At 34.9% G+C, this 22161-nt stretch carries 23 protein-coding genes, 1 riboswitch and 1 other annotated feature; of the genes, 6 read left to right on the forward strand and 17 right to left on the reverse strand.

Annotation, left to right across the window (positions count from 1 at the left end):
• Positions 1-447: 447 nt before the first annotated feature.
• From ACYVEC_RS00870 to ACYVEC_RS00880, 3 genes are all read right to left on the reverse strand, one after another.
• The gene (locus ACYVEC_RS00870; RefSeq protein ID WP_063221745.1) at positions 448-1368 is read right to left on the reverse strand and encodes a thioester domain-containing protein; all 921 of its coding nucleotides are present in this window, start codon (positions 1366-1368) and stop codon (positions 448-450) included.
• 113 nt (positions 1369-1481) lie between these two features.
• A complete protein-coding gene (locus tag ACYVEC_RS00875; protein WP_063221746.1) occupies positions 1482-2321 on the reverse strand; it encodes an aldo/keto reductase in 840 nt (279 codons plus the stop codon).
• A 16-nt stretch (positions 2322-2337) separates the two neighbouring features.
• Positions 2338-3501 carry an MFS transporter gene (locus tag ACYVEC_RS00880; protein ID WP_162840200.1) on the reverse strand — a complete coding sequence of 388 codons (1164 nt, stop codon included), beginning with the start codon at positions 3499-3501 and terminating at the stop codon, positions 2338-2340.
• Positions 3502-3867: 366 nt separating this feature from the next.
• On the opposite strand from ACYVEC_RS00880, the gene ACYVEC_RS00885 reads away from it, so the two are divergent.
• From ACYVEC_RS00885 to ACYVEC_RS00895, 3 genes are all read left to right on the forward strand, one after another.
• Entirely contained in the window at positions 3868-4212 is a 345-nt protein-coding gene (locus ACYVEC_RS00885) for a winged helix-turn-helix transcriptional regulator (protein WP_063221748.1), read from the forward strand.
• Between the two features lie 435 nt (positions 4213-4647).
• Positions 4648-5088: a DUF1641 domain-containing protein gene (locus ACYVEC_RS00890; protein ID WP_001115309.1), complete on the forward strand. Its 441-nt coding sequence runs from the start codon at positions 4648-4650 to the stop codon at positions 5086-5088.
• A gap of 44 nt (positions 5089-5132) precedes the next feature.
• Positions 5133-6311, forward strand: a complete 1179-nt coding sequence (locus ACYVEC_RS00895; RefSeq protein WP_000043194.1) for an NAD(P)/FAD-dependent oxidoreductase — start codon at positions 5133-5135, stop codon at positions 6309-6311.
• 190 nt (positions 6312-6501) lie between these two features.
• Here the strand turns inward: ACYVEC_RS00895 and tyrS are convergent, their stop codons facing one another.
• The 5 genes from tyrS to ACYVEC_RS00920 form a co-directional block, all read right to left on the reverse strand.
• Positions 6502-7764, reverse strand: coding sequence for a tyrosine--tRNA ligase (gene tyrS / locus ACYVEC_RS00900; RefSeq protein WP_063221749.1), 1263 nt, complete (start codon positions 7762-7764; stop codon positions 6502-6504).
• Positions 7765-7815: 51 nt separating this feature from the next.
• Positions 7816-8031 (reverse strand) — a binding site (T-box leader).
• Positions 8032-8131: 100 nt separating this feature from the next.
• Positions 8132-9046, reverse strand: a complete 915-nt coding sequence (gene murB, locus ACYVEC_RS00905; RefSeq protein WP_063221750.1) for a UDP-N-acetylmuramate dehydrogenase — start codon at positions 9044-9046, stop codon at positions 8132-8134.
• 388 nt (positions 9047-9434) lie between these two features.
• Positions 9435-9830 carry an SET domain-containing protein gene (locus tag ACYVEC_RS00910; RefSeq protein WP_000573650.1) on the reverse strand — a complete coding sequence of 132 codons (396 nt, stop codon included), beginning with the start codon at positions 9828-9830 and terminating at the stop codon, positions 9435-9437.
• A 196-nt stretch (positions 9831-10026) separates the two neighbouring features.
• Complete coding sequence (locus ACYVEC_RS00915; protein WP_063221751.1) at positions 10027-11529, reverse strand: DUF4077 domain-containing protein; 1503 nt, start codon at positions 11527-11529, stop codon at positions 10027-10029.
• 23 nt (positions 11530-11552) lie between these two features.
• Positions 11553-12614 carry an endonuclease/exonuclease/phosphatase family protein gene (locus ACYVEC_RS00920; protein ID WP_098555408.1) on the reverse strand — a complete coding sequence of 354 codons (1062 nt, stop codon included), beginning with the start codon at positions 12612-12614 and terminating at the stop codon, positions 11553-11555.
• 218 nt (positions 12615-12832) lie between these two features.
• Positions 12833-12892, forward strand: a riboswitch (Fluoride riboswitch).
• 55 nt (positions 12893-12947) lie between these two features.
• Here ACYVEC_RS00920 and crcB (ACYVEC_RS00925) point away from each other — a divergent pair.
• The gene (crcB, locus tag ACYVEC_RS00925) at positions 12948-13352 is read left to right on the forward strand and encodes a fluoride efflux transporter CrcB (RefSeq protein ID WP_063221753.1); all 405 of its coding nucleotides are present in this window, start codon (positions 12948-12950) and stop codon (positions 13350-13352) included.
• A complete protein-coding gene (gene crcB, locus ACYVEC_RS00930; protein WP_063221754.1) occupies positions 13349-13705 on the forward strand; it encodes a fluoride efflux transporter CrcB in 357 nt (118 codons plus the stop codon). Before crcB (ACYVEC_RS00925) ends, crcB (ACYVEC_RS00930) begins: the two co-directional genes overlap by 4 nt.
• Before the next feature lie 33 nt (positions 13706-13738).
• On the opposite strand, the gene ACYVEC_RS00935 is transcribed toward crcB (ACYVEC_RS00930), so the two are convergent.
• The 5 genes from ACYVEC_RS00935 to ACYVEC_RS00955 all read right to left on the reverse strand — a co-directional run bounded on the left by ACYVEC_RS00935 (position 13739) and on the right by ACYVEC_RS00955 (position 16507).
• Positions 13739-13978 carry a DUF3947 family protein gene (locus tag ACYVEC_RS00935; protein ID WP_063221755.1) on the reverse strand — a complete coding sequence of 80 codons (240 nt, stop codon included), beginning with the start codon at positions 13976-13978 and terminating at the stop codon, positions 13739-13741.
• Positions 13979-14059: 81 nt separating this feature from the next.
• Positions 14060-14296 (reverse strand): DUF3955 domain-containing protein, encoded by a 237-nt coding sequence (locus ACYVEC_RS00940; protein ID WP_003295667.1) that lies wholly within the window; start codon positions 14294-14296, stop codon positions 14060-14062.
• Positions 14297-14432: 136 nt separating this feature from the next.
• Positions 14433-14948 (reverse strand): spermidine N1-acetyltransferase, encoded by a 516-nt coding sequence (speG, locus tag ACYVEC_RS00945; RefSeq protein ID WP_063221756.1) that lies wholly within the window; start codon positions 14946-14948, stop codon positions 14433-14435.
• A 142-nt stretch (positions 14949-15090) separates the two neighbouring features.
• The gene (gene psiE, locus ACYVEC_RS00950) at positions 15091-15495 is read right to left on the reverse strand and encodes a phosphate-starvation-inducible protein PsiE (RefSeq protein WP_000834704.1); all 405 of its coding nucleotides are present in this window, start codon (positions 15493-15495) and stop codon (positions 15091-15093) included.
• A 49-nt stretch (positions 15496-15544) separates the two neighbouring features.
• On the reverse strand, positions 15545-16507 hold the full coding sequence (locus ACYVEC_RS00955; RefSeq protein WP_063221757.1) for a nuclease-related domain-containing protein: 963 nt from the start codon (positions 16505-16507) through the stop codon (positions 15545-15547).
• A 441-nt stretch (positions 16508-16948) separates the two neighbouring features.
• Here ACYVEC_RS00955 and ACYVEC_RS00960 point away from each other — a divergent pair, with 441 nt between their 5' ends.
• A complete protein-coding gene (locus tag ACYVEC_RS00960) occupies positions 16949-17914 on the forward strand; it encodes a DUF4822 domain-containing protein (protein ID WP_063221758.1) in 966 nt (321 codons plus the stop codon).
• A gap of 297 nt (positions 17915-18211) precedes the next feature.
• Here the strand turns inward: ACYVEC_RS00960 and ACYVEC_RS00965 are convergent, their stop codons facing one another.
• The 4 genes from ACYVEC_RS00965 to ACYVEC_RS00980 are packed head-to-tail and all read right to left on the reverse strand — an operon-like array spanning position 18212 to position 22071.
• Complete coding sequence (locus tag ACYVEC_RS00965) at positions 18212-18964, reverse strand: iron ABC transporter ATP-binding protein (RefSeq protein ID WP_048566655.1); 753 nt, start codon at positions 18962-18964, stop codon at positions 18212-18214.
• Positions 18961-20025 (reverse strand): iron chelate uptake ABC transporter family permease subunit, encoded by a 1065-nt coding sequence (locus ACYVEC_RS00970; RefSeq protein ID WP_063221759.1) that lies wholly within the window; start codon positions 20023-20025, stop codon positions 18961-18963. Before ACYVEC_RS00970 ends, ACYVEC_RS00965 begins: the two co-directional genes overlap by 4 nt.
• Positions 20022-21038, reverse strand: coding sequence for an ABC transporter permease (locus ACYVEC_RS00975; RefSeq protein ID WP_061679285.1), 1017 nt, complete (start codon positions 21036-21038; stop codon positions 20022-20024). Before ACYVEC_RS00975 ends, ACYVEC_RS00970 begins: the two co-directional genes overlap by 4 nt.
• A 19-nt stretch (positions 21039-21057) precedes the next feature.
• Positions 21058-22071, reverse strand: coding sequence for a siderophore ABC transporter substrate-binding protein (locus ACYVEC_RS00980; protein WP_063221760.1), 1014 nt, complete (start codon positions 22069-22071; stop codon positions 21058-21060).
• Positions 22072-22161: the final 90 nt, after the last annotated feature.

Below are 22161 nucleotides of genomic sequence, written 5' to 3' on the forward strand. Positions count from 1 at the left end.
TACTGCATCTCCCTCCATGTATTCGCTTTCTTACATTGTAAAATTTTTATGTAATATGCCCTCCTCACTTCTCTCTATTTGTGATGAGTTCTCTTCGTACATAAAAAGAGAATAGTAAAAGATATAATTCAGTATTGTCATCTATACATCTGAAAATAAAAATAGTAATAGAAACTTACATTTTCTTCATATATGACCATCTATAGGTAGTTTTTCCAACTGAATTGTACACGCTTTACACTTTGTTTGATAGACTTTTCAATTAGAATAATGTTACAATTTTGTGAATTTAATCTATTAATCGTAACGTTTAGATTTTATTATATTTTGTTATTCCCAAATAATTTTCACAACATAAAAACAGTGTTTTATCTAGTTAATAATTATCTTGATATAATTTTAAATTTCATATATAAAAAGCATTGGTTAACACCAATGCTTTCATCCTTACCTTTTATATTGATTCGGTTTATGCGGTTCATTTGGAGTATGTGGTTTATTATTATCATGACCATTTCCTTTTTTCCAACTCACTGATAACTCCGGACTTGTTTCTTCTTCACTACGCTCAAGTAATACAACTGCATTTTGAATTGTCGGTGTACCTTTATGTGCAATCCCTTGTAGCTTCGTTAATTTCCCGATTACTTTAAAGCTAAATCCACCAGCTGGTGTTTGTTTCGGAATTAAAATGCGGAACTTTTCTCCTACATTAAATTCTGTTTTTGCTTCGCCTTTTTCATTTACAAATTTCGCTCCTGCTGGTGCACCTGTTGCTTGCACTTTATACGTCCCGCTTTTTGCATTTGTTTCTACTGTATATAAACCTGTTTCAAAGAAATCATTTTTCAATACTGCTTGTTGTTCTTCCAATGGTACGACACTCATCGTAATTTCTTGTAATTCTTCACTAGCGCTTGCTTTTGCAACGATATCTTTCGTTACCTTTTCTACATTTTTATTACGGAAATCTAAATCATTAATATCGATTTGTTTTAACGCATCCCATACCGCAAGCTGCGTTGCGTAATGCGCTTCTCTCCAATCAGAAACACCTAATTCTTGTGGACTCTTTTGTGGATATCCATTCAATAGTACACGGTACACATTAATATCCACTTTACCCATTTCCGGTAAATCTTGACCGCTCGGAGATTTCAAATCTACATTTAAGCAAAATGCAATTTTTCCATCTGCCGTTTTAATAAGTTCTGTTCGAATTGGCTTCTTCTTTGACTTACTATAACTCCAATCCATTTGATACTTTGTATGGTCCATAACTTCGGCAAATGCTTTTTGAAGTGGGAATAACACAAATAACACACTTAAAAACATAGCTAGAAGTTTGAACGATTGCTTTATATTCATGTTTACAGCCCCTTATAACAAACTTAATACTAAGTAGTATTTAATTAGAAAATATTTTTATGCACAAAAAAAAGAGTGCATAAAAGCACTCTTTTTTCTTTCTTACTTTAATCTTAGAAATCGAAGTTATCAGGATCTGGACCAACGCGGTGATTTTGATTTAACGCATCGATTTTTTCCATATCTTCTTTCGTTAACTCAAAGTTAAACACATCAGCGTTTGCAATAATACGGTGTTCTTTCGTTGATTTTGGAATTGTAATTACTCCATTTTGAAGATCCCAACGTAAAATAACTTGCGCTGTTGTTTTACCGTGTTTCTCAGCAATTGCTTGTAATGTTTCGTTATCTAATAATTGACCTTGCATTAATGGTGACCATGCTTCCATTTGAATACCTTGTTCTTTACAGAAAGCTTGTAATTCTTTTTGTGTCAAACGAGGATGGTATTCTACTTGGTTAATCATTGGCTTGACTTCTGCATCTTTCATTACATCTTGTAAGTGATGGATTTGGAAGTTACTTACACCAATCGCACGTACGCGCTCTTCTTTATAAAGTGTTTCTAGTGCTCTCCATGTATCTTTATATTTTCCTTCTACAGGCCAGTGAACAAGGAATAAATCTAAATAATCTAGTTCTAATTTCTTTAAGCTCTCTTCGTATGCAGCAATTGTTTCTTCATATCCTTGATCTGCATTCCACACTTTTGAAGTGATGAATAAATCTTCTCTTGAAATACCAGTTGCTTCGATACCTGCACGGATTCCTTCACCTACAGCTTTTTCATTTCCGTAAATTGCAGCTGTATCGATACTGCGGTATCCTGCTTTAATCGCTGATTTTACAGCTTCTACAAGTTCTGGTCCTTCTTCTACTTTAAATACACCTAAACCGAACCAAGGCATTTCTACACCATTATTTAATACTGCTTTACTTTGTAAGTTTTTCATTTTATTTTCTCTCCTTTTATTTTGCTTGATCTCTTTTTTCTAATGTCATGCTCCACGCTGTTAAAATAACAGCAGCTACTACCATAATGCCGCCTACCCAAGCAGTATGGATTAACCCTAATGAATTCGTTACAAGGCCACCTATATAAGAACCTAAAGCGATTCCTCCGTTAAATGCGGCAATATTAATTGCTGAAGCAACATCGACCGCACTCGGAACAAAGCGCTCTGCCAATATAACTACATATACTTGCAGCCCCGGAACATTCATAAATGCGAATAGTCCCATGAAAATAATTGTGATTAATCCAGCTACTTTAAATGGCGCTGTAAATGTTAAAACAAATAATATAATCGCTTGAATCAAGAACATGTAAAATAGCGCTCGAATCGGATTATGATTCGATAACTTTCCGCCGACCATATTCCCTATCGCAATGGCAATTCCATACACTAATAAAATGATAGTAACAGTACTTGCTTCAAACCCTGTTACTTCTTGTAATAGCGGTGATAAATACGTAAATGTTACGAATGTACCGCCGTATCCAAGTGCAGTAATAATGAAAACAAGTAATAGTCTTCCATTTTTAATTAGTTTGAATTGATCACGAAACGATACAGGTACACCATTTTTCAAATTAGATGGGACTAGTATGCTGTTTGCGATAAAAGCAATAATTCCAATTACAACAATCGCCATAAATGACGCTCTCCAGCCAAATTGTTGCCCAATAAAGGTACCAATTGGCACACCTGTAATAGTCGCAACTGTTAATCCAGTAAACATAATCGCAATTGCGCTAGCACGTTTATTCTCTGGTACGATTGCGGCCGCGATTGTAGATCCTATCGACATAAACACACCATGTGCAAACGCAGCTACAATCCTTGCGATAATTAATATAGTGAAGCTTGTGGCTACTGCCGCAATACCATTACCAATAATGAAAATAACCATAATCCACATTAATAATGTCTTTCTCGACATACTAGCCGTTAACGCTGTTAAAACAGGAGCTCCTACTGCCGCCCCTAACGCATATAGGGAAACAGTTAAACCAGCTGTTGTAACCGAAACATTTAAATCTTTTGAAATGGATGGTAATAAACCGACACTAATAAACTCGGTCGTACCAATCCCAAACGCACTAATTGCTAGTGCTAATAAAGCAAACATACTTCTTCGATTCGTCTGAACTTCGGAAGATGGTACTGTATATGAACTCAATTGAATTCCTCCTTATTACAAGAAATCCAATCATAATAGTGCGATAAAAAGGCCCTTTTATCTTCTAAAAAATATATTTAATCTCTACAAATGCTATTATGAATGGTTTCATTCTTTTTTTGAAGAACGCACTTTAAAGTACTATAGGCACCAAAAGGTAACATAGTCACTTTTCAGTACCGTACTACTCATTTGCCTCTTACATGTGCTATTATGAAACATATTTAACATGATAAAAAGTACGTACTTTAAAGTGCTATAGGTACTAAAAAGTGACATTTGTATTATTTAACACTCACACAAGGAGGGTTTCATATGAAGAAATATAATATTCCTGTAGAGGCGACCTTAGAAGTTATCGGCGGCAAATGGAAGGTTGTTATTCTTTGTCACTTAACGAAAGGTACAAAGAGAACGAGTGAACTAAAACGTTCAATGCCTGGTATTACACAAAAAATGTTAACGCAGCAATTACGTGAATTAGAAGACGACGGCGTTATTCAAAGAAAGGTATACAATCAAGTTCCACCAAAAGTAGAATATTCTCTTACTGATTACGGTTGGTCTTTAGAATCCATTCTTGATTCTCTTTGTTCTTGGGGCGAATGCCATCTTGAAAAGGAAGGTAACACATCGATGCTAATTGTGGAAGGTGAATAATAGGAAAAAGGAAAAAACGAACATGAATTTGTTCATTTTTTCCTTTTTTTCTTATTATATATGTACATTTCTAACTGAAACAAAATATTTTATACGCTTTCATACCTTGTCAGTACTACATTATACACTCAATATCAAATAATTAGGAATCATTTTTATGTTAACATAGGTGTATATAGTATATAATATAGGATATATATTATATACACTTTCCGGTAACGGAGCTTTTCCATTATGCGGACAAGCCATATATCGGACAGTTCATAAATAATAGGTAAGACGTTATGGTTTTAGATTTATGCTTGCAGCTTACTTGCTGTCATAAATTTAAAGGCATTTTATTGTGTTTTGTGAAACTTTGTATAATGTTTCGTAAACGTTTACTATCTTACTTATAAAAAATAAGAGTATTGCTATCGTAAAGGAGAATTGGAGATGCCAGAAACTATGACTCAAACAAAGCCAGAACAAGAAACTGTACAAATTTCTGCTAGCCAAGGACAACTTGATGTACTTGATCAGTTGTTAAAACCTGAGGTACAAGAATCATTAACAACACTAGTGGAACAGCTTCCAAAATTAACTGAGCTTGTTAACATTTTAACTAAGTCTTATGACTTCGCTCAAACTGTTGCTACTGATGAAGTATTAAAAAGCGACACTGTTGGTGCAATCACAGAGCTTGTAGAACCTGTAAAAGATACAGTGAAAAGCATGGCTGCAACTGCAATCGAAGCGAAAGATCGTGCTGACGAAAGCAACGAAGTTATTGGCCTATTCGGTCTATTAAAATTACTAAAAGATCCACAAGCACAAAAAATGTTCCGCTTTGTGAACGCATATCTTCAAATTAGTGCAGAACGTAACAATAAATAAGTTAACTTATAACAACAATTAGTAAAGACGGGGGATATCATACTATGTCAAAACAAATTGTCATCTTAGGCGCTGGTTATGGCGGTCTTCTTGCCGCTTTAAACGTACGTAAATATTACAGCAAATCAGAAGCACAAGTTACAGTGATTAACCAATACCCAACACACCAAATCATCACTGAACTACACCGCCTTGCAGCTGGTAACGTTGCTGAGCAAGCAATTGCAATGCCACTTACAAAGCTTTTCAAAGGTAAAGACATCGATCTTAAAATTGCAACAGTTGAGTCATTCTCAGTTGATAGCAAAGAAATTAAACTAGCTGGCGGCACTACTTTATCTTACGATGCACTTGTAGTTGCTTTAGGAAGTAAAACTGCTTACTTCGGTATTCCAGGACTAGAAGAAAACAGCATGGTATTAAAATCTGCTGCTGATGCAAACAAAATCTACAAACACGTTGAAGACCGTATTCGTGAATACGCGAAAACAAAAAACGAAGCTGATGCTACAATCGTAATCGGTGGTGGCGGATTAACTGGCGTTGAGCTAGTTGGTGAGCTTGCTGACATTATGCCTAAACTTGCAAAAAGCCACGGCGTAAATCCAAAAGAAGTGAAACTTCTTCTTGTTGAAGCAGGTCCAAAAATCCTTCCAGTATTACCAGACCACTTAATCGAACGTGCAACTACTAGCCTAGAAGCACGCGGCGTTACATTCTTAACTGGTCTTCCTGTAACAAACGTTGCTGGCAATGAAATCGACTTAAAAGACGGTCAAAAACTTGTTGCTAACACATTCGTTTGGACAGGCGGCGTACAAGGTAACCCACTAATCGGTGAATCAGGTCTTGAAGTAAACCGTGGCCGTGCAACAGTTGATGCATACCTACAATCTACTTCTCACAAAGACGTATTCGTTGCTGGAGACAGCGCTGTTGTCTTCGCTCCAGACGGACGTCCATACCCACCAACTGCACAAATTGCTTGGCAAATGGGTGAGTTAATTGGATACAACTTATACGCAGCACTAGAAGGCAAAGCATTCGAAGAGTTCGCACCTGTAAACTCTGGAACACTTGCTAGTCTAGGACGTAAAGATGCTGTTGCTACAATCGGAGCAAGCAATACTCCACTTAAAGGTTTACCAGCATCATTAATGAAAGAAGCAAGTAACGTTCGTTACTTATCACACATTAAAGGTCTATTCAGCTTAGCTTACTAATCTGAATATAAGCCCGAATCATGCCCTGCATGGTTCGGGCTATTTTTATCCGTAATTTTCTCTAACTTATTTATTCGGCAGAAGAATAATATAACCCTTCTAATTATCTAAATTTACTGATTATTTTATGTCTAAATTGTGTATATGAAAGAATGGAAGTATTCTTCCTACTCCCATCCTTTCACACAAATTATTCTCCTAACTTCACAAGGCTATAGTTCTTCTTCCCTTTACGGATAATAATAAATCGCCCATCAAATGAATTCTCTATAGTAACATCCGTGCCCACATCTGTTACTTTTTCACCATTCATAGAAATCGCACCATTATTAATGTCTTCGCGTGCTTGTCTTCTAGATGGTTCAATTCCTAAATCAACTAGCCATTCTACGATGTTTTTCGTCTCTTTTGAAGACTGGAATGTTGGCATTTCTTTAAAGCCTTGTTCAATTTCATCAGCTGTTAACGATTTAATATCTCCGCTAAATAACGCTGCTGTAATTTTCACAGCTTGCAGGAATGCTTCTTCTCCGTGAACGAATTTCGTCATTTCTTCCGCTAATACTTTTTGCGCTTCACGTTTATGAGGCTCTGTTTCTACCTTCACCGCTAATTCATCAATGCGCTCTTTCGTTAAGAATGTAAAGTATTTCAAGTATTTGACTACGTCACGGTCATCTGTATTTACCCAGAATTGGTAAAATTCAAACGGTGTCGTTTTTTCAGGATCAAGCCAAACAGCGCCACCTGCCGATTTACCGAACTTCGTACCATCTGATTTCAATAATAACGGAATCGTTAATCCGAATACTTTCGCTTCGTGCCCTTCTAGCTTACGAATTAAATCTAATCCACTCGTAATATTTCCCCATTGGTCACTACCACCAATTTGCAGTTGCACATCTTCTTTCGTGTATAAGTGATGGAAATCCATCGCTTGCAAGATTTGGTACGTAAATTCCGTGAAAGAAATTCCTGTATCTAAACGGCTTGCTACAATATCCTTTGCTAACATACTATTAATGCTAAAGTTTTTTCCGTAATCACGTAAAAACTCAATAATGTTTATTTCATGTGTCCAGTCGTAGTTATTTACCATCTTCACTTCGCTATTTCCGCCAAAATCAAATAGCTTTTTCATTTGTGCTGTTAACGCATCTACATTATGCTGAACTACTTCTAACGTTTGAAGTTGGCGTTCTGATTGACGTCCACTCGGATCACCAATTGTTCCTGTTGCCCCACCAATTAAAATAACTGGATGATGGCCAGCTAACTGGAATCTCTTCATCATCATAAACGGAATCAAATGTCCGATATGCATACTATCACCAGTCGGATCCACTCCGCAGTATAGTGAAATCTTTTTCTCTTCTACTAGCTTACGTAAACCTTCTTCATCAGTCTGTTGATTAACGGCGCCGCGCCATTCTAATTCATCAATGATATTCATCTTTTGTCATCCCCTTTATTTTTTAAAAACAAAAAATCCCTATGTCTATGACATAGGGACGATTATTCACCGTGTTACCACCCAGTTTGTATAAATAGCATAGCTACTCATACCACTCTTAGCAATAATATCGATTGCCAATCCGCTTAGCATTACCTAAGATACTCCAGAGTGTAATTCGCAAGTTTGTTTGTGCTAGGTTCCAGCAACCCCTAGCTCTCTCGTTAACAGTGACAAACTGCTACTGGGCTCTTTCAACGTATGTTATTTGTTAAATTATTAGCCATTATATTGAATTAAAAACAAATTGTCAATAATCGCCAAATATTATTTTAAAATAATTCCCATCTTCATACGTATTCCTTTATTACTTATCTTCTCCAATAATCCTTACTTCTCGCTCTAACTTCACACCGAATTTCTCTTCAACTGTTTTTTGCACGAAATGAATTAAATCGATGTAATCTTGTGCTGTTCCGTTATCAACATTCACCATAAATCCAGCATGCTTTAGAGAAACTTCCACTCCACCAATTCGCTTACCTTGTAGTCCTGATTCTTGAATCAATTTACCAGCAAAGTTATTTGGTGGGCGTTTAAATACGCTACCACATGAAGGATATTCTAGAGGCTGTTTTGACTCACGTTTAAACGTTAAATCATCCATTTTTTCTTTAATTTCTTCACGTACACCTTCTTCAAGTTCAAATCTCGCTTCAAGAATAATGTAGTGATTGTTAGCAAATACACTCTTACGATATCCAAATTCAAATGCTTCTTTCGTTAAAGTACGTAGCTCTCCATCACCTGTCATTACGACAGCTTCTGTTAATACAAACGAAATTTCACCGCCGTAAGCACCAGCATTCATATATAATGCTCCGCCCACTGAACCTGGAATACCACAAGCGAACTCAAGGCCCGTTAAGTTATGATCTAACGCAATACGTGATACATCAATAATTGCTGCACCGCACTGTGCTACAATCGTTGTTCCATTTACAGTAACACCTGTAATATGAATTAAACTTACCGTAATCCCTCGAATACCACCGTCTTTAATAATGACATTCGAACCATTCCCTAAAAACGTAACTGGAATATTATATTGGTTCGCATATTTAATAACTTCTTGAATTTCATCATAATTCGTAGGCGCAACGAACACATCTGCTTTTCCGCCAACTTTAATATGCGTATGATTCTTTAACATTTCATCTTGTTTCACATGACCTTCAGGCAATACCGTACTTAAATATTCATAAACCTCTTGCATATTCATTTTACGATTCCTCTATTTCTATATTCTTTTTATCCCGTTATACGGGCCCATAATATCCCCACGTACATGAAAGAACCTAAAGTGGTGGATACAGTGTACCCAAAATCAATTCGAGACACCTATAAACCTCTTAATTATAAGAGGTGCCACTCATATTAAAATATATATTGCATAATAAAGCAACCCAAATGGGCTACTAAACTTGACATGTAACCAGAAAGACAACAATTTGTAAAATATATCACTTTTACAAAACAATATCCTTCAGTATCTTACTATACCATACGAAAAGAAAGTGGTATTTTTTTGTAATCTTTACTTTATTTTCATCAATAAAAAAGGATGCTTTTACCTATGTAAAAGCATCCTTTTCATTACTTATTTTAAATTACTTTTCGTTCTCTTCTTTTTCCTTATCAAACCATAACAGCTCATCGTCATCAACTTCACCATTATAATTGATTAGAATCTCTTCTCCCGCTTTTATATCCTTATAAGCAAAGAAGTTAAACGTATGATTCTCAAAGACAATATCATACGTTGCATTCGGATTATATGCATGATTAAATAACATGCCGTATCCTAAAAGGAATGCCGTATGATTTACCCCATACTCAAATGCGTAGTCAGCAAGTAACGTTTTCTCAATGTGTTCATGCTGTTCATTCGGATAAGAGATAACTGGTGCTGAGTGAATCAACTCGCCCTTTTTAATATCACGAGTTGCAAATACACCTCTATTAAATTCTCCATCACTAAGTTCAGAAGTCTTAACTTCGATCATATGCGTCACCTATATAATTCTTTCTTTGAAGTATTTTATCTCGCTACCTGCGAGGTTCAACTAATAATTAGTAGCTATTAGTTGAATTTTATCTCCTTAAGCTTGGCAGAAAACGCGCAGAAAAGCAATTAAATTCCTATTAAGTCTTCGTTTAAATGAAAAAAGAGCACAAATGGTGTGCTCTCTTCAAGCGATATTACTTTTCTAAAATATCTTCTAATAATTTCACTTGCTCGCTAACAGTATGTAATGTCTTCACTGATGTATCATTTCGATGTTTTTCTTCTTCCACACTTGCTAACACTTCTTCTGTAGCCGCAGAAGTTTGCTGAATTACATTAGAAGCATGTGTAACATCCTTTACGATATTCGTCGTTTTAGCTTGGAAATTTTCTTGATGACCAACAATCTCTCTCATTACATCATTAATTGTATCAATAAACTTCCCTAAATCCGTTACATTTGTTAAAACGCTTGCTAGCATTTCGTTACATTCCTCTTGTACTCTTTCTGATTTCTCTACCTGCACTTCTACCTTGCTTGCTTGATTACTAAACTCCTTCAAAATCCCTTGAATTCTTCCAGCAGAACGATTCGATTCTTCAGCAAGCTTTAATACTTCATTCGCTACAATAGCAAACCCTTTTCCATGTTCTCCTGCCCTTGCAGCTTCAATATTTGCATTTAAAGCTAGCAAACTCGTCTGACTTGAAATATTTGTTATTACATCTACAATTTCATTAATTTGCTTCGATTGCATCATTAAATCTCTAAATATAATTCCTGACTGTGAAACAACATCATTTAAACTTCTCATGTTAGCTTCAAAACTTCTTAAAGTATGTACACTACCCTTTGAAATCTCTAAACTTTCATCAACACGAATTGATGCATTTCTTACTTGAGAGATGATTTGTTCAATATTTCCTTCCATATCGTTCAATACTTCTACCGAACGTGACATCATCTCTGATTGTGATTGCGTACCAACTGCCACCTCTTCAAAAGCAAAATTAATGTCACTCATCGACTCCATCGATGTATTCATATTTTGTCTTAAATGATTGAAATTACTATCTAGTTTCACAACTGTTTCTTCAATAAGCCTTTGCGTCTCTTCTAGCTCCTGAGCTTTTCTCATTACTTCTTGCTTCTCATCACTTAAGCGAGACAGCAAGTTAGAACCAATTTTCGTGACGCCCCACATAGCGATTGTAACAATCGCTAACAAACTCGCAAAATTAGCAGCTTCAGATGCCGCTGTATAAGCAAAAAATTGATCCGGCCAATAACTACAAAGGATAAATGTACTAACAACAGCTACCCCGCCAAGAATTAAAATAAGACGCTCACTTAAATAAATAAGTGAAACTGCTAGTGTAAAGTAGACCATTTGAAATACAGCTGGACTTTCATTAAATGCTTGTACCATAATGAAAGACATCATAAGCAACATAAATGTCATGATGTATTTATACATTGATTCCATACTTTTTATAAAAGTAAAAAGCGTTCCAAATACAACGACAGAAATGCCACAAGCCCAAAACGCTAGTGCTCTCTCTGTAAAAATATATCCGTAATAACCAATCGCGATGATTCCAAGGAAGAAACTACAAATCGTAATAAACAGCAATAAATGATTTTTCTGTGATTCTTTCTCAAGGTTAGAAAAACAAGTTTTCTTTAACCATTCCATATATAAAGTCCCACCTTCTGCACTTAATTCTTCAACTTAAATACCGCACTCACTGGGTTATGATCACTATTTTCAAACTTTAAATCTTTCCCTTGTACATTTACAATCTCCACATTCGGCGAAACGATAAAGCCATCAATAATCGTGACGAAGTTTTCACCCTCCACATATTTCTTCACATCATCTCTCACCGTCATAACAGACGGATCTACAGCCCACTTAAAGCCACCATCAGTAAAGTCCTTCGGTAACTCTACTAACCACTCAGGACGCTCTTTCACAAACTTCGGATCACTTAATTGAACGTCAGAAAGCAATTGATTCCAATCTCCGCCCATTATTACGTAATCACCATTTTTATAATGCTTGTTCATATATTCTTTTAAATACTCTACTTGCTGTTTTCTAATTTTCCCGCCTTCATCATAGGCAGACAAATGTAAATTTACGAGTCTCACAAACTTCCCATTATTAACAGGAATTTTATGTTCAACAATCGCTCGATCTAAATCAAACAAACGCTTCGGCCAAGGCTCCATTCCAGGAAGCTGGAACCTATTCGCTGTTTGAACTGTATATTTGGAAAATGTGCTTAATCCAGCCTCCGCATATCCCATTGGACTTGTAATTGGAACAGGAACCCATTTTGTATCATAGTTCTTCCCGAATGACGAAGCATAATCAGGTAATCCCTTTTTTAAAAATTCATGCCCATTTACATCAAATGATCGAAGTGATTTTATATCAACTTCTTGTAATAATGCAAAATCACTATTCTCATTTTGTAAAAACGAAAGCATATTCTTTAAGTTCGTTTCCGTTTGATCTTTACTACTTGAACCAGATCTCTTTCCCCCATCCATAAAGAAGTCTTGGTCCTTATCTAATCCAGCATAACCAATATTAAATGTTGTAACTTTAAAGTCATTTCCTGTCGCTAATACGCGCTCTTTATTATTTTCCACCTTCAAACTTATAACATCAGCAGGCTGTTCTTTAGTAAGCGTCATATACGCTAAAAAACCACCTACAACTCCCACTCCTACTAAAATACATATAAGTACTATTTTTAATAATTTCTTCAAATAAACGCCCCTTTTCTAAAACACGCAACTTAATTATCTTTATTTTCAGTTAACTAAAACTGAATGACAGACCTACGAAATATTTTATCACATTGAAAACCTTATATCATTATATTTAGTTTATAAGTAATTATTCTTGCTCTTAAATCATCAAAAAATACAAAATGCCCCTACTTCTTCACTGGAAATCAAACACAATGTTTAGTACACTATATGTAATAATCATAGGCGATGGAGTTCGCCATAACTGCTGCTTAGCTAATGACTCCTACCAGTATAACTTACTGGTAGGAGTCTATTTTTTTGAGCAAGCTATTTAAAGAGGTGAGAAAATTGATTTATATTATCGTTGGCATTTCCGGTATATTAGGAGCCCTTTCTCGTTATTATTTAGGTCTTACTATTCATGAGTTTTGGCATCATTCATTTCCATTAGCTACATTACTGATTAACTTAATCGGCTGCTTCTTATTAGCATGGTTAACTACATATATTGCTCGGCTAAACATTTTACCTTCGGAGGTTATCACAGGCGTTGGAACTGGATTTATCGGTTCTTTTACGACGTTTTCAACATTTAGTGTAGAGACTATTCAATTGATCAATCATTCTGAGTGGAGCATAGCCTTCTTATATGTATCATGCAGCATACTTGGTGGCCTCATTATGTCTGGCATCGGCTATACACTTGGTGATTTCTTAATTAAGAAATCACTGACGGAAGGTGATCACATATGATGGAAGCTTTATTAGTCGCGACAGGGGGATTTTTCGGTGCGATTACACGATTCGCAATTAGCAATTGGTTTAAAAAAAGAAATAAAACCTCATTTCCAATTGCTACATTTCTCATTAATATAACAGGAGCGTTTTTACTCGGATATATAATTGGCAGCGAAGCCACTACAGGTTGGCAATTATTATTAGGTACTGGATTTATGGGGGCATTCACGACATTTTCGACGTTTAAACTAGAATCTGTTCAACTTCTCAATCGTAAAAACATTAACACTTTCCTTTTATACTTAATTGCTACTTACATAATTGGTCTCCTCTTTGCATTCCTTGGAATGAAGCTAGGGGGAATATAAAAAAAGAAAGCGACTCTTATCAGTCGCTTTCTTTCATAAGAAGTAAGTCCCGCCATATGGAATGGAAAAAAAACTAGCTGGATACACATCATAATGTACAATTTGCATCGGAACCTGTGAATACGGCATATACTGACCTTGCATCATTTTTGCAAATTGTGCTTGTTGTTGCATTTTAATAACTTGATTCACAGCATGAATGGTTCCCTGTGCCCCAGCCAGCGTAATAGCTGCTCCTATTTGTCTTCCATTGTAAAAATAACGATTCATCATTATCCAACTCACTTATCATTTGTCTTCCATATGGTATGTTTCTATTTCATAGTGAGTGTTTTGTCCCGCTTTATGGCCCCCTTATCTATTACTTTTTTTCAGCTTTGAAGTAATAAATCCAAATAATAATACACCAATACCACTAAGGAACAATACATAACTTATCGGTACTAGGAAAAAGAAAGGTTCTTCAAGGAATCCATTCGCTCCTACTTTACTGTTTGAAGCATGTATAGTTAAAGAAATAATCGCTAAAATCATGAAAGAAATAGCTACTACGTATTTATTTTTCATCATGTACTCTCCTTTAATTCCCACTAATCTTATTACCAACATAATAAGCCCATAAATATTATAAGTCAACAATATTTTATTGTTTATCGATAAAATATTGTTGTTCAACTCATAAAAAAGGGCTAGAGACAAAACATTGTCTTTAGCCCTTTTTACGCATTTATTTCACTCTAAAATATTCCTTTTGGAACATACACATTCTTATCGCATTATGGTAGTTGCCATCAACGAAGAACTCGTCTAAAAGCTCACCTTCTACCATAAATCCAACCTTCTTATAAACATGTACTGCTTTTTCATTTTCCTTATCCACAACTAAATATATCTTATGCATATTTAATACGGAAAAAGCGTAATTCATCGCTAAACGCGTCGCATCCGCTGCATAACCATACCCTTGATAATTAGGGTCAATAATAATTTGAAATTCTGTTCTTCTGTGAATATAATCGATTTCTACTAACTCAACTAATCCAACCATCTCATTATCTTTTTCAACGATAAATCGGCGTTCACTTTGATCATGTATATGTTTATCGTATAGGTCCTGCAGCTCCACAAATGCCTCATATGGCTCTTCAAACCAATACGACATAATATGTGCATTATTATTAAGTTCATGTACAAACTTTAAATCTTCTCGCTCTAATGGACGTAACTTCAATTCTTGACTCATTTCTATAACCTCCAAGTAAAAGAAACCTCTTCACTTAATTTCTCAATTTTTTTCAATTTCAAACGCCCTATTTACATTGTAAACTTTCAAGTAACTTGAAGGTCAAGACATAAAAAAGCAGTGCAAGCTTATGCCTGCACTACTACTCTTTTCTCAAATCTCTCATATTTGATATGTATAAAGCAATAACTAAAACAAGAATTGCTCCTGCGTATAATAACGTCTCCATCGGTTCCTCATGAGATACAATAATTAATCGAATTAAAGCCGTAATTCCGATATAAATAAAATAACGTAACGGGAAATGATAGTTCGATTTAAAATACTTAATAATTAATGCAATGAACTCGAAATATAAAAAATAGACGATAATACTTTCAACTAATTTATACGACGTATACTTCTTCGCTGAAAATATGTATTGAATAAAAGTAATCGTCTCATTAATTAAAAAGATAGATAAAACAATGGATAATATAATTAGAGCTATATTTAATATCCACTGTAAAACACTCGCGATAAAATGATCAATATTGAATGATTTCATTTTCTCTTTAAACTCCCCTTCGTATAAGTACGTATTTATTATAGCAAAATTATGATTGGAAAGAAGTTAAATCATAGGTTCGTCCTTTGTTGTTGCCGGTGTATGGGATTTTCATTGTTTGGAGGAGTCGTTTAACCGCAGAACTAGATTGCATATTAAAGAATCCTCTCAATTTGCTATTAGTAGTTATCATTCCAAACAGAAGTGTGTAATCTTGCAAAGCACGTAAATGAGCTTGTTTAGACGTACTATTACAGTTTTGGCAACGCCATCCCTGCTTTTCTTTTAACATCGCCATGGTAAAACATTCCTCACACTGTACGCCCTTTAGCAACTCCTCTTCTTTAACTTTATATTGTACAAGAATATTTTGTCTCTGCGGGATGTGCCCATTCATAATTTGATTTATAAGTCCATTTATATTACTAATTGCTTCTTCTTTATATTGATTTTCAATCTGTTTGATTCTATTAGGTAAATTTGCACCGTGGATAATTTTATTAGGAAGTATTTCATCTGAAGTTTTAATAATTGTACGAGGAGAACTAATTACAACGAGAGATTCAATCGGAATATTATATAAATCATGCAAACTCAACCATTTTCTCAGCTGCATCTCTTGCCGTTTCAGTTGTAAAAGCGGATCTGGGAACCCTTCTTCCGAAGTACCATCTGCTATTCGAATGAGTTGATTAAACTTCGCATCAAAAATTAATGTGCCAATGATATTTTTTATTTCAAGAAAAAGAAGAAAACACGAGGAAACTATAAGGGTATCGATTTGGAAATAATGTTTCTGATCAAACAACCTGATATCATGTAAAATACTATATCTTGTTTCGGACAGAAAACTAAGTGGATATTCAATCGCCTGCTCTCCTTTATAGCCAGCCATAAATTTCGCTAGATTTTCAGCCACCATATTCCTTTTTGGATGATGGGCAGGCAATCTTCTAAGTAAAGCTTCTAATTGAAGTAAATGTACGGGTATTTTTCGTTCTTTCACAATCATCTTTATCCACCTCCAAAATATATCAGCGATTTTTCAAATATATCAGCGCTACTCAAATTATATCGGCGATTTTCTAAATATATCGGCGCAACTCCAAATATATCAGCGATTTTCTAAATATATCGACTTACCGACAAAAACCGACACAACAAACACTCATAGAACCCTATATACAGTATAGCATCACATCAAAAAGCGTACTGTAATCATAATATTAATCCGCCCATTTGATTCCGGCAGTTTCAAAATGAGAGATTAGCATTCATCGTATGTAAAAGACCATTTTTTAATTATGAACAAATTTTAGGAATTAGTTTATCTTTTTTTAATGTTTTATTTAGAGGCAGTTTATACTCGAGGATTAACATAATAAACGTAGTAACTATTACTACAATCAACAACCGTACTACTTACATTTATAAAATGAGGAGACGATAAAAAATGAACAAAAAAACGAAAGCACTATCAGCTATATTGCTCGGATTCACACTAGCACTAACCGGATGTGTTGGTACTAAAGCTGAAGAAAATCATAGTAAACCGAAACAAGAACAAGCTGCTAAAGAAACAAAAAAGGAAAATAAGTTAACGAAAGGCCAAAAAATGGCTAACATTCTTAGCGATACAAATTGGCAAGGTACCCGCGTGTATGACAAAGATAAAAATGATTTAACAAAAGAAAATGCAAACTTCATCGGTCTTGCTAAATATGATGCAAAGTCAGGAAGATATGAATTCTTTGATGCTAAAACAGGTGCAAGTCGAGGCGATAAAGGAACTTTCTTTATCACAAATGATGGGAAGAAGAGAATATTAATTTCAGAATCAATGAAATATCAAGCTGTTGTTGACATGACAAAACTAAATAAAAATGTATTTACTTATAAAAGAATGGGGAAAGACGCTAACGGTAACGATGTAGAAGTCTTCGTTGAACATGTTCCATATAAAGAAAAAGAGCTTTCTTTCACTGATCCGGACAAGCAACTGAACACGACTACTGGCGATATCGTTAAGAACGTTGATGGAGATAAAATTTTAGGTGGAACCCTTTGGCACGGAACAAAAGTATTAGATGAAGCTGGTAATGACGTAACACAGTTTAATTCGAACTTTATTAGTTTAGCAAAATTCGATGACAAATCTAATAAATATGAGTTCTTCAATAGCGAAACAGGTCAAAGCCGCGATGACTATGGTTACTTCGATGTTTTACATGAAAATAAAATAAGAGCTCATGTTTCAATTGGAAATAATAAATATGGTGCGGCTCTTGAACTTACTGAACTGAACAATAAGAAATTTACGTATAAAAGAACTGGTAAAGACCAAGCGGGTAAGGACATCACTATATTCGTTGAACATGAACCTTATAAAGGTGATATGAAACCACAATTTAGTTTTTAATTGGTTTGATTAAAACTCCTGTACTGAGTTACAGGAGTTTTCTTATGAGTCTACTTTTTATATTTAAAAAATAAAAGAAGCATAAGCTGACCAGCACAGTCAGCTTATGCTTCTTTTACATGGAACAATCACTACAGTTCATCCATTACTTTCGTTGGCTTTTGAAGCTCAGATGAAAAAATTGTTAATTCTTCAGCTGATTGCAAGGTAAAAAAATTGCTGCCTATAAAATACAGACAGCAACTTCAACTAAAGTAGCTAGTATCATTTACGCAAGCTACAGTATACATTTTTTAACTAATAAACAGCAATTGGCCCATAAGGCCCCTTGATAATCTCTATTTTTGTTTCAAAAATATCTGTCAAAAGTGTTGGGTCCATAACCTCTTCTACTGTTCCAAAAGCGGCAATTTGTCCATCTTTCATAGCACAAATTTTGTCAGAGTATTTAGCTGCAAAATTTATGTCATGCATAACAGTCAAAATTGTTCTTCCAAATTCATTAGCCGCACGTCTCAAATGCTCCATCATTTGAACAGATCGAGCAACATCAAGGTTGTTCAGAGGCTCGTCCAAAAGTACATATTCAGTCTCTTGGCACAATACCATCGCTACATATGCCCTTTGTCTTTGACCACCAGAAAGCTCATCTAAATATCTATTCTCTAAATTAGTTAAATCTAGGAAGTCGATATATTTAGAAATAATAACTTCATCCTCTTTCGTTAATCTCCCCTTTGAATAAGGAAATCGTCCAAATCCAACTAATTGTCTAACAGTAAGCCTAGTTACAAAATGATTTTCTTGTCGCAATATAGTCAAAACTTTTGCTAAGTCTTTTGATTTGGATTCAGAAACATCCATATTCGCTACCTGAATTTGACCTTCATCCATATCTAAAAGTCTTCCAATCATCAAAAGTGTCGTGGACTTTCCAGCGCCATTTGGTCCAATTAAAGAAGTAAAGCCTGCTTTTGGTATTTCAATATCCAAAGGTCCTATTTTTACCTTATCAGTATAGAACTTTTTAACGTTATCAATTTTTATCATAAAGCCCTCTTCCTTAAAACTATAGTTAAGAATATGATTCCACCAAATAATTCAATAATAACTGAAACTACCCCTTGAGCATGGAATACATGATACATTAAAAAGTATGCACTCGTCATTATTAAAAATCCTATAGCAAAAGCCATTGGGAAAATATATCTATGATCATAAGTTGACGCCGCCTGATAACTCAAAGTTGCTACTAAAAAGCCGTAGAAAGTAAGTGGCCCAATTAGAGCTGTTGAGATAGACATCAAAATAGCAACTAACACAAGCGTATAAATTACACTAGGTTGATATTTAACCCCAAAAGAAGTAGCAACATCCTTTCCTAATGACAAAACATTCAACTTCTTAGAATGAACAAAAATTAATACCGCTACAATTATGATCATAGGAATTACAATAGGAAAATATGCAGGGTCTGCATGATTAACAGAACCAAATAATCTCGCTTGTAAAATATCAAATTCTGAAGGCGCAAGTAGTTTTCTCATAAAAGTTGACACAGAATTTAGCCCGGTACCAATGATAATTCCAACTAAAAGCATAAGTTGTAAATTCCCGTATTTACCGGAAAGTAACCATCCATAAAGTATCAAACTCATGAAAACCATCACAACAACTTGAAATAAAAATGATCCAATTCCATTAAAGTTTATTAATGCACTAGCACCAAAGAAGAATATTGTACTCGTTTGAATTGCTGAATAAAGTGATTCGAAACCTAAAAGTGAAGGAGTAATAATCTTATTATTCGTAATAGATTGGAAAGCAACTGTCGATAAGCTATGGCAAACTGCAGCAATAATCATTGCAACAATAGCTACTATCCTTCTCTTAACAACTGGGATAAAAGAAGGTGAATCTATCGGAACTGGGTTGTTATAAACTAAAAGTCCATATGAAGAAAGGAGACCTAAAGCAATCAATGTTATGAGTAAAATCCAATAACGTCTCGCTTCCTTCTTAGAACGAAAAGCACTAGCTGATCTACTTTCATTATGAAGGCTAGAATCGATTTCGACATTTTCTTTATTTTTATATTCTAATGTGATCATCGCAGCCTCCTTGGTTTTCTTTGTCTCAATAGAATAGTAATAAACACGACCGCTCCCACTGTTGCAAGTATTAAAGAAACAGGGACTTCAAAAGGCTTTATAATTGTTCGAGAAATGATGTCACAGGCAGTTATTGTCCCCATTCCAATCACACAAACCCAAGGTAAATTACTTCTAAGATCATCACCTCTAAACATAGAAACAATATTTGGCACAATTAATCCCAAGAAAGGTAAGTGTCCAATAACAGCTGCAACAATTCCAACTGCAACAGAGATAAGAGCAGTCCCAAAAAGAACAATTCTATTGTAATTAACGCCAAGGCTTGTTGCGACATCTTCTCCTAGTCCAGCTAAAGTCAATCTATTAGCATACATAAAAATAAGCAAAGTAATGATAACAATCAGCCATAAATATTCATATCTTCCCACCTGAATGTTAGCAAATGAACCTACAAACCAAGTTTCAATACTTTGCGTCATTTGAAAAAGGAGTCCCAAAAAGGTAGACACTGCAGAAATAACTGCTCCAAGCATCAATCCAATAATCGGGACAATTAAAGACGAACGAAGCTTAACTCTTCTTAAAAATAGAAAGAAAATCATAGTTCCTATAAAAGAAAAAATGATTGCACCAGTCATTCTTTGAACTAAAGTCGGGGCAGGAAATAATAAATACACAAAAAGCAGGCCTAAGCCTGACCATTCAATAGTACCCGTTGTAGTAGGTTCAACAAAGCGATTCTGTGTAATGAGTTGCATGACGAGTCCTGCCATCGCCATTGCAGCTCCAGTAAGCATTAATGCAACTGTTCTCGGAACACGAGTGATGAAAAACATCTCCATTCCGTCCTCTTGTCCACGTATATCATAAACTCCAGTAAACAGTGATATAATCCCTAAAATTATAACAACTATAACCGCTATTATAAAAGGTTTTGTCCATATTTTATTGTGATTATAAAACTGGGGTTGAGAAATATTCTCAACCCTAGAAATCATATTTTTTGACACTGTTTCGTACCCCTTTACACTACTTAGCTAAAGTTTTTGCAAGATTTCCAAATAACTCTACATAAGTCTGAATTGATTCATTTGTGTAAGTATCTTCTGGTGCATAAACAACTTGTTTTTTAGAAACAGCAGTTGTGTTTTGTAGAGCTGGTGATTTAGAAATAACATCCTTAGCAGGTGTTGAAGTAGCTGCATCAGATGTTGCAGCATCACGATCTAATACGAAAAGCCAATCAGGATTTGTTTGTGCAATAGCTTCAACAGAAACGTCATCACCTTTATGACCTGCAGTAGAATTAGACACTTCTAATGCTGGAGTCCAACCGAAAATTTCATACATTGGTCCCCAAACACGACCAGAATGTGGAGCAGCAAAACCAATATTCCCACCAGTAACGATAACACTCATAACTTTATCTTTTCCGTTATAAGCAGATTTTGCTTTTTCAATAGATTTATCAAAATCAGCTACTAATTGTTTAGCTTCTTTATCTTTATCAAAGATTTTTCCTAGAGTAGTTGTAGAATTTTTAAGTCCATCTACTAAATTTTTTCCAGGCGTAGTAGATTTCTCAGAAACATCAAAATTAAGATCAATAACAGCTGCATTTGGCACTAATTTTTTGATTTCTTCGTAATGATCAGCAAATCTTTGACCAACGATTACAAGTTCAGGGTTTGCCGCTGCAATAATTTCAAGATTTGGTTCGCGATGATTCCCGATATTTTTAACTGAATCATCCTTTTTATATGCTGAGTCTGCAGGCATGATATCCTTTGGAGCAGCCGCTAATTTAATTCCCCAATCAGCTAAAGTTTCAAAAGTTCTATTATCTAAAGCAACTACATTCTTTGGATTTACAGGGACTTTAACAGTTCCATGAGCATCAGTGATTTCAACCGTTTTTGGCTTATCACTACTATCACCTTTATTAGCTTTCGAAGTTTCCTTACTTGAATCTGAGCAAGCTACTAACATTAAAGTGAAAATTGCTAGAATACTTACTAATTTTAAAAGCATAGTTTTTTTCATACGTATACTCCTTATTATGTAATTTAGTTCGAAAATGATAAAGTTCATAGATTAAATTAGATAGTAACTTTTATACATCTAAATTGCTAT

The sequence above is a fragment of the Bacillus sp. MN7755 genome, assembly GCF_054771475.1.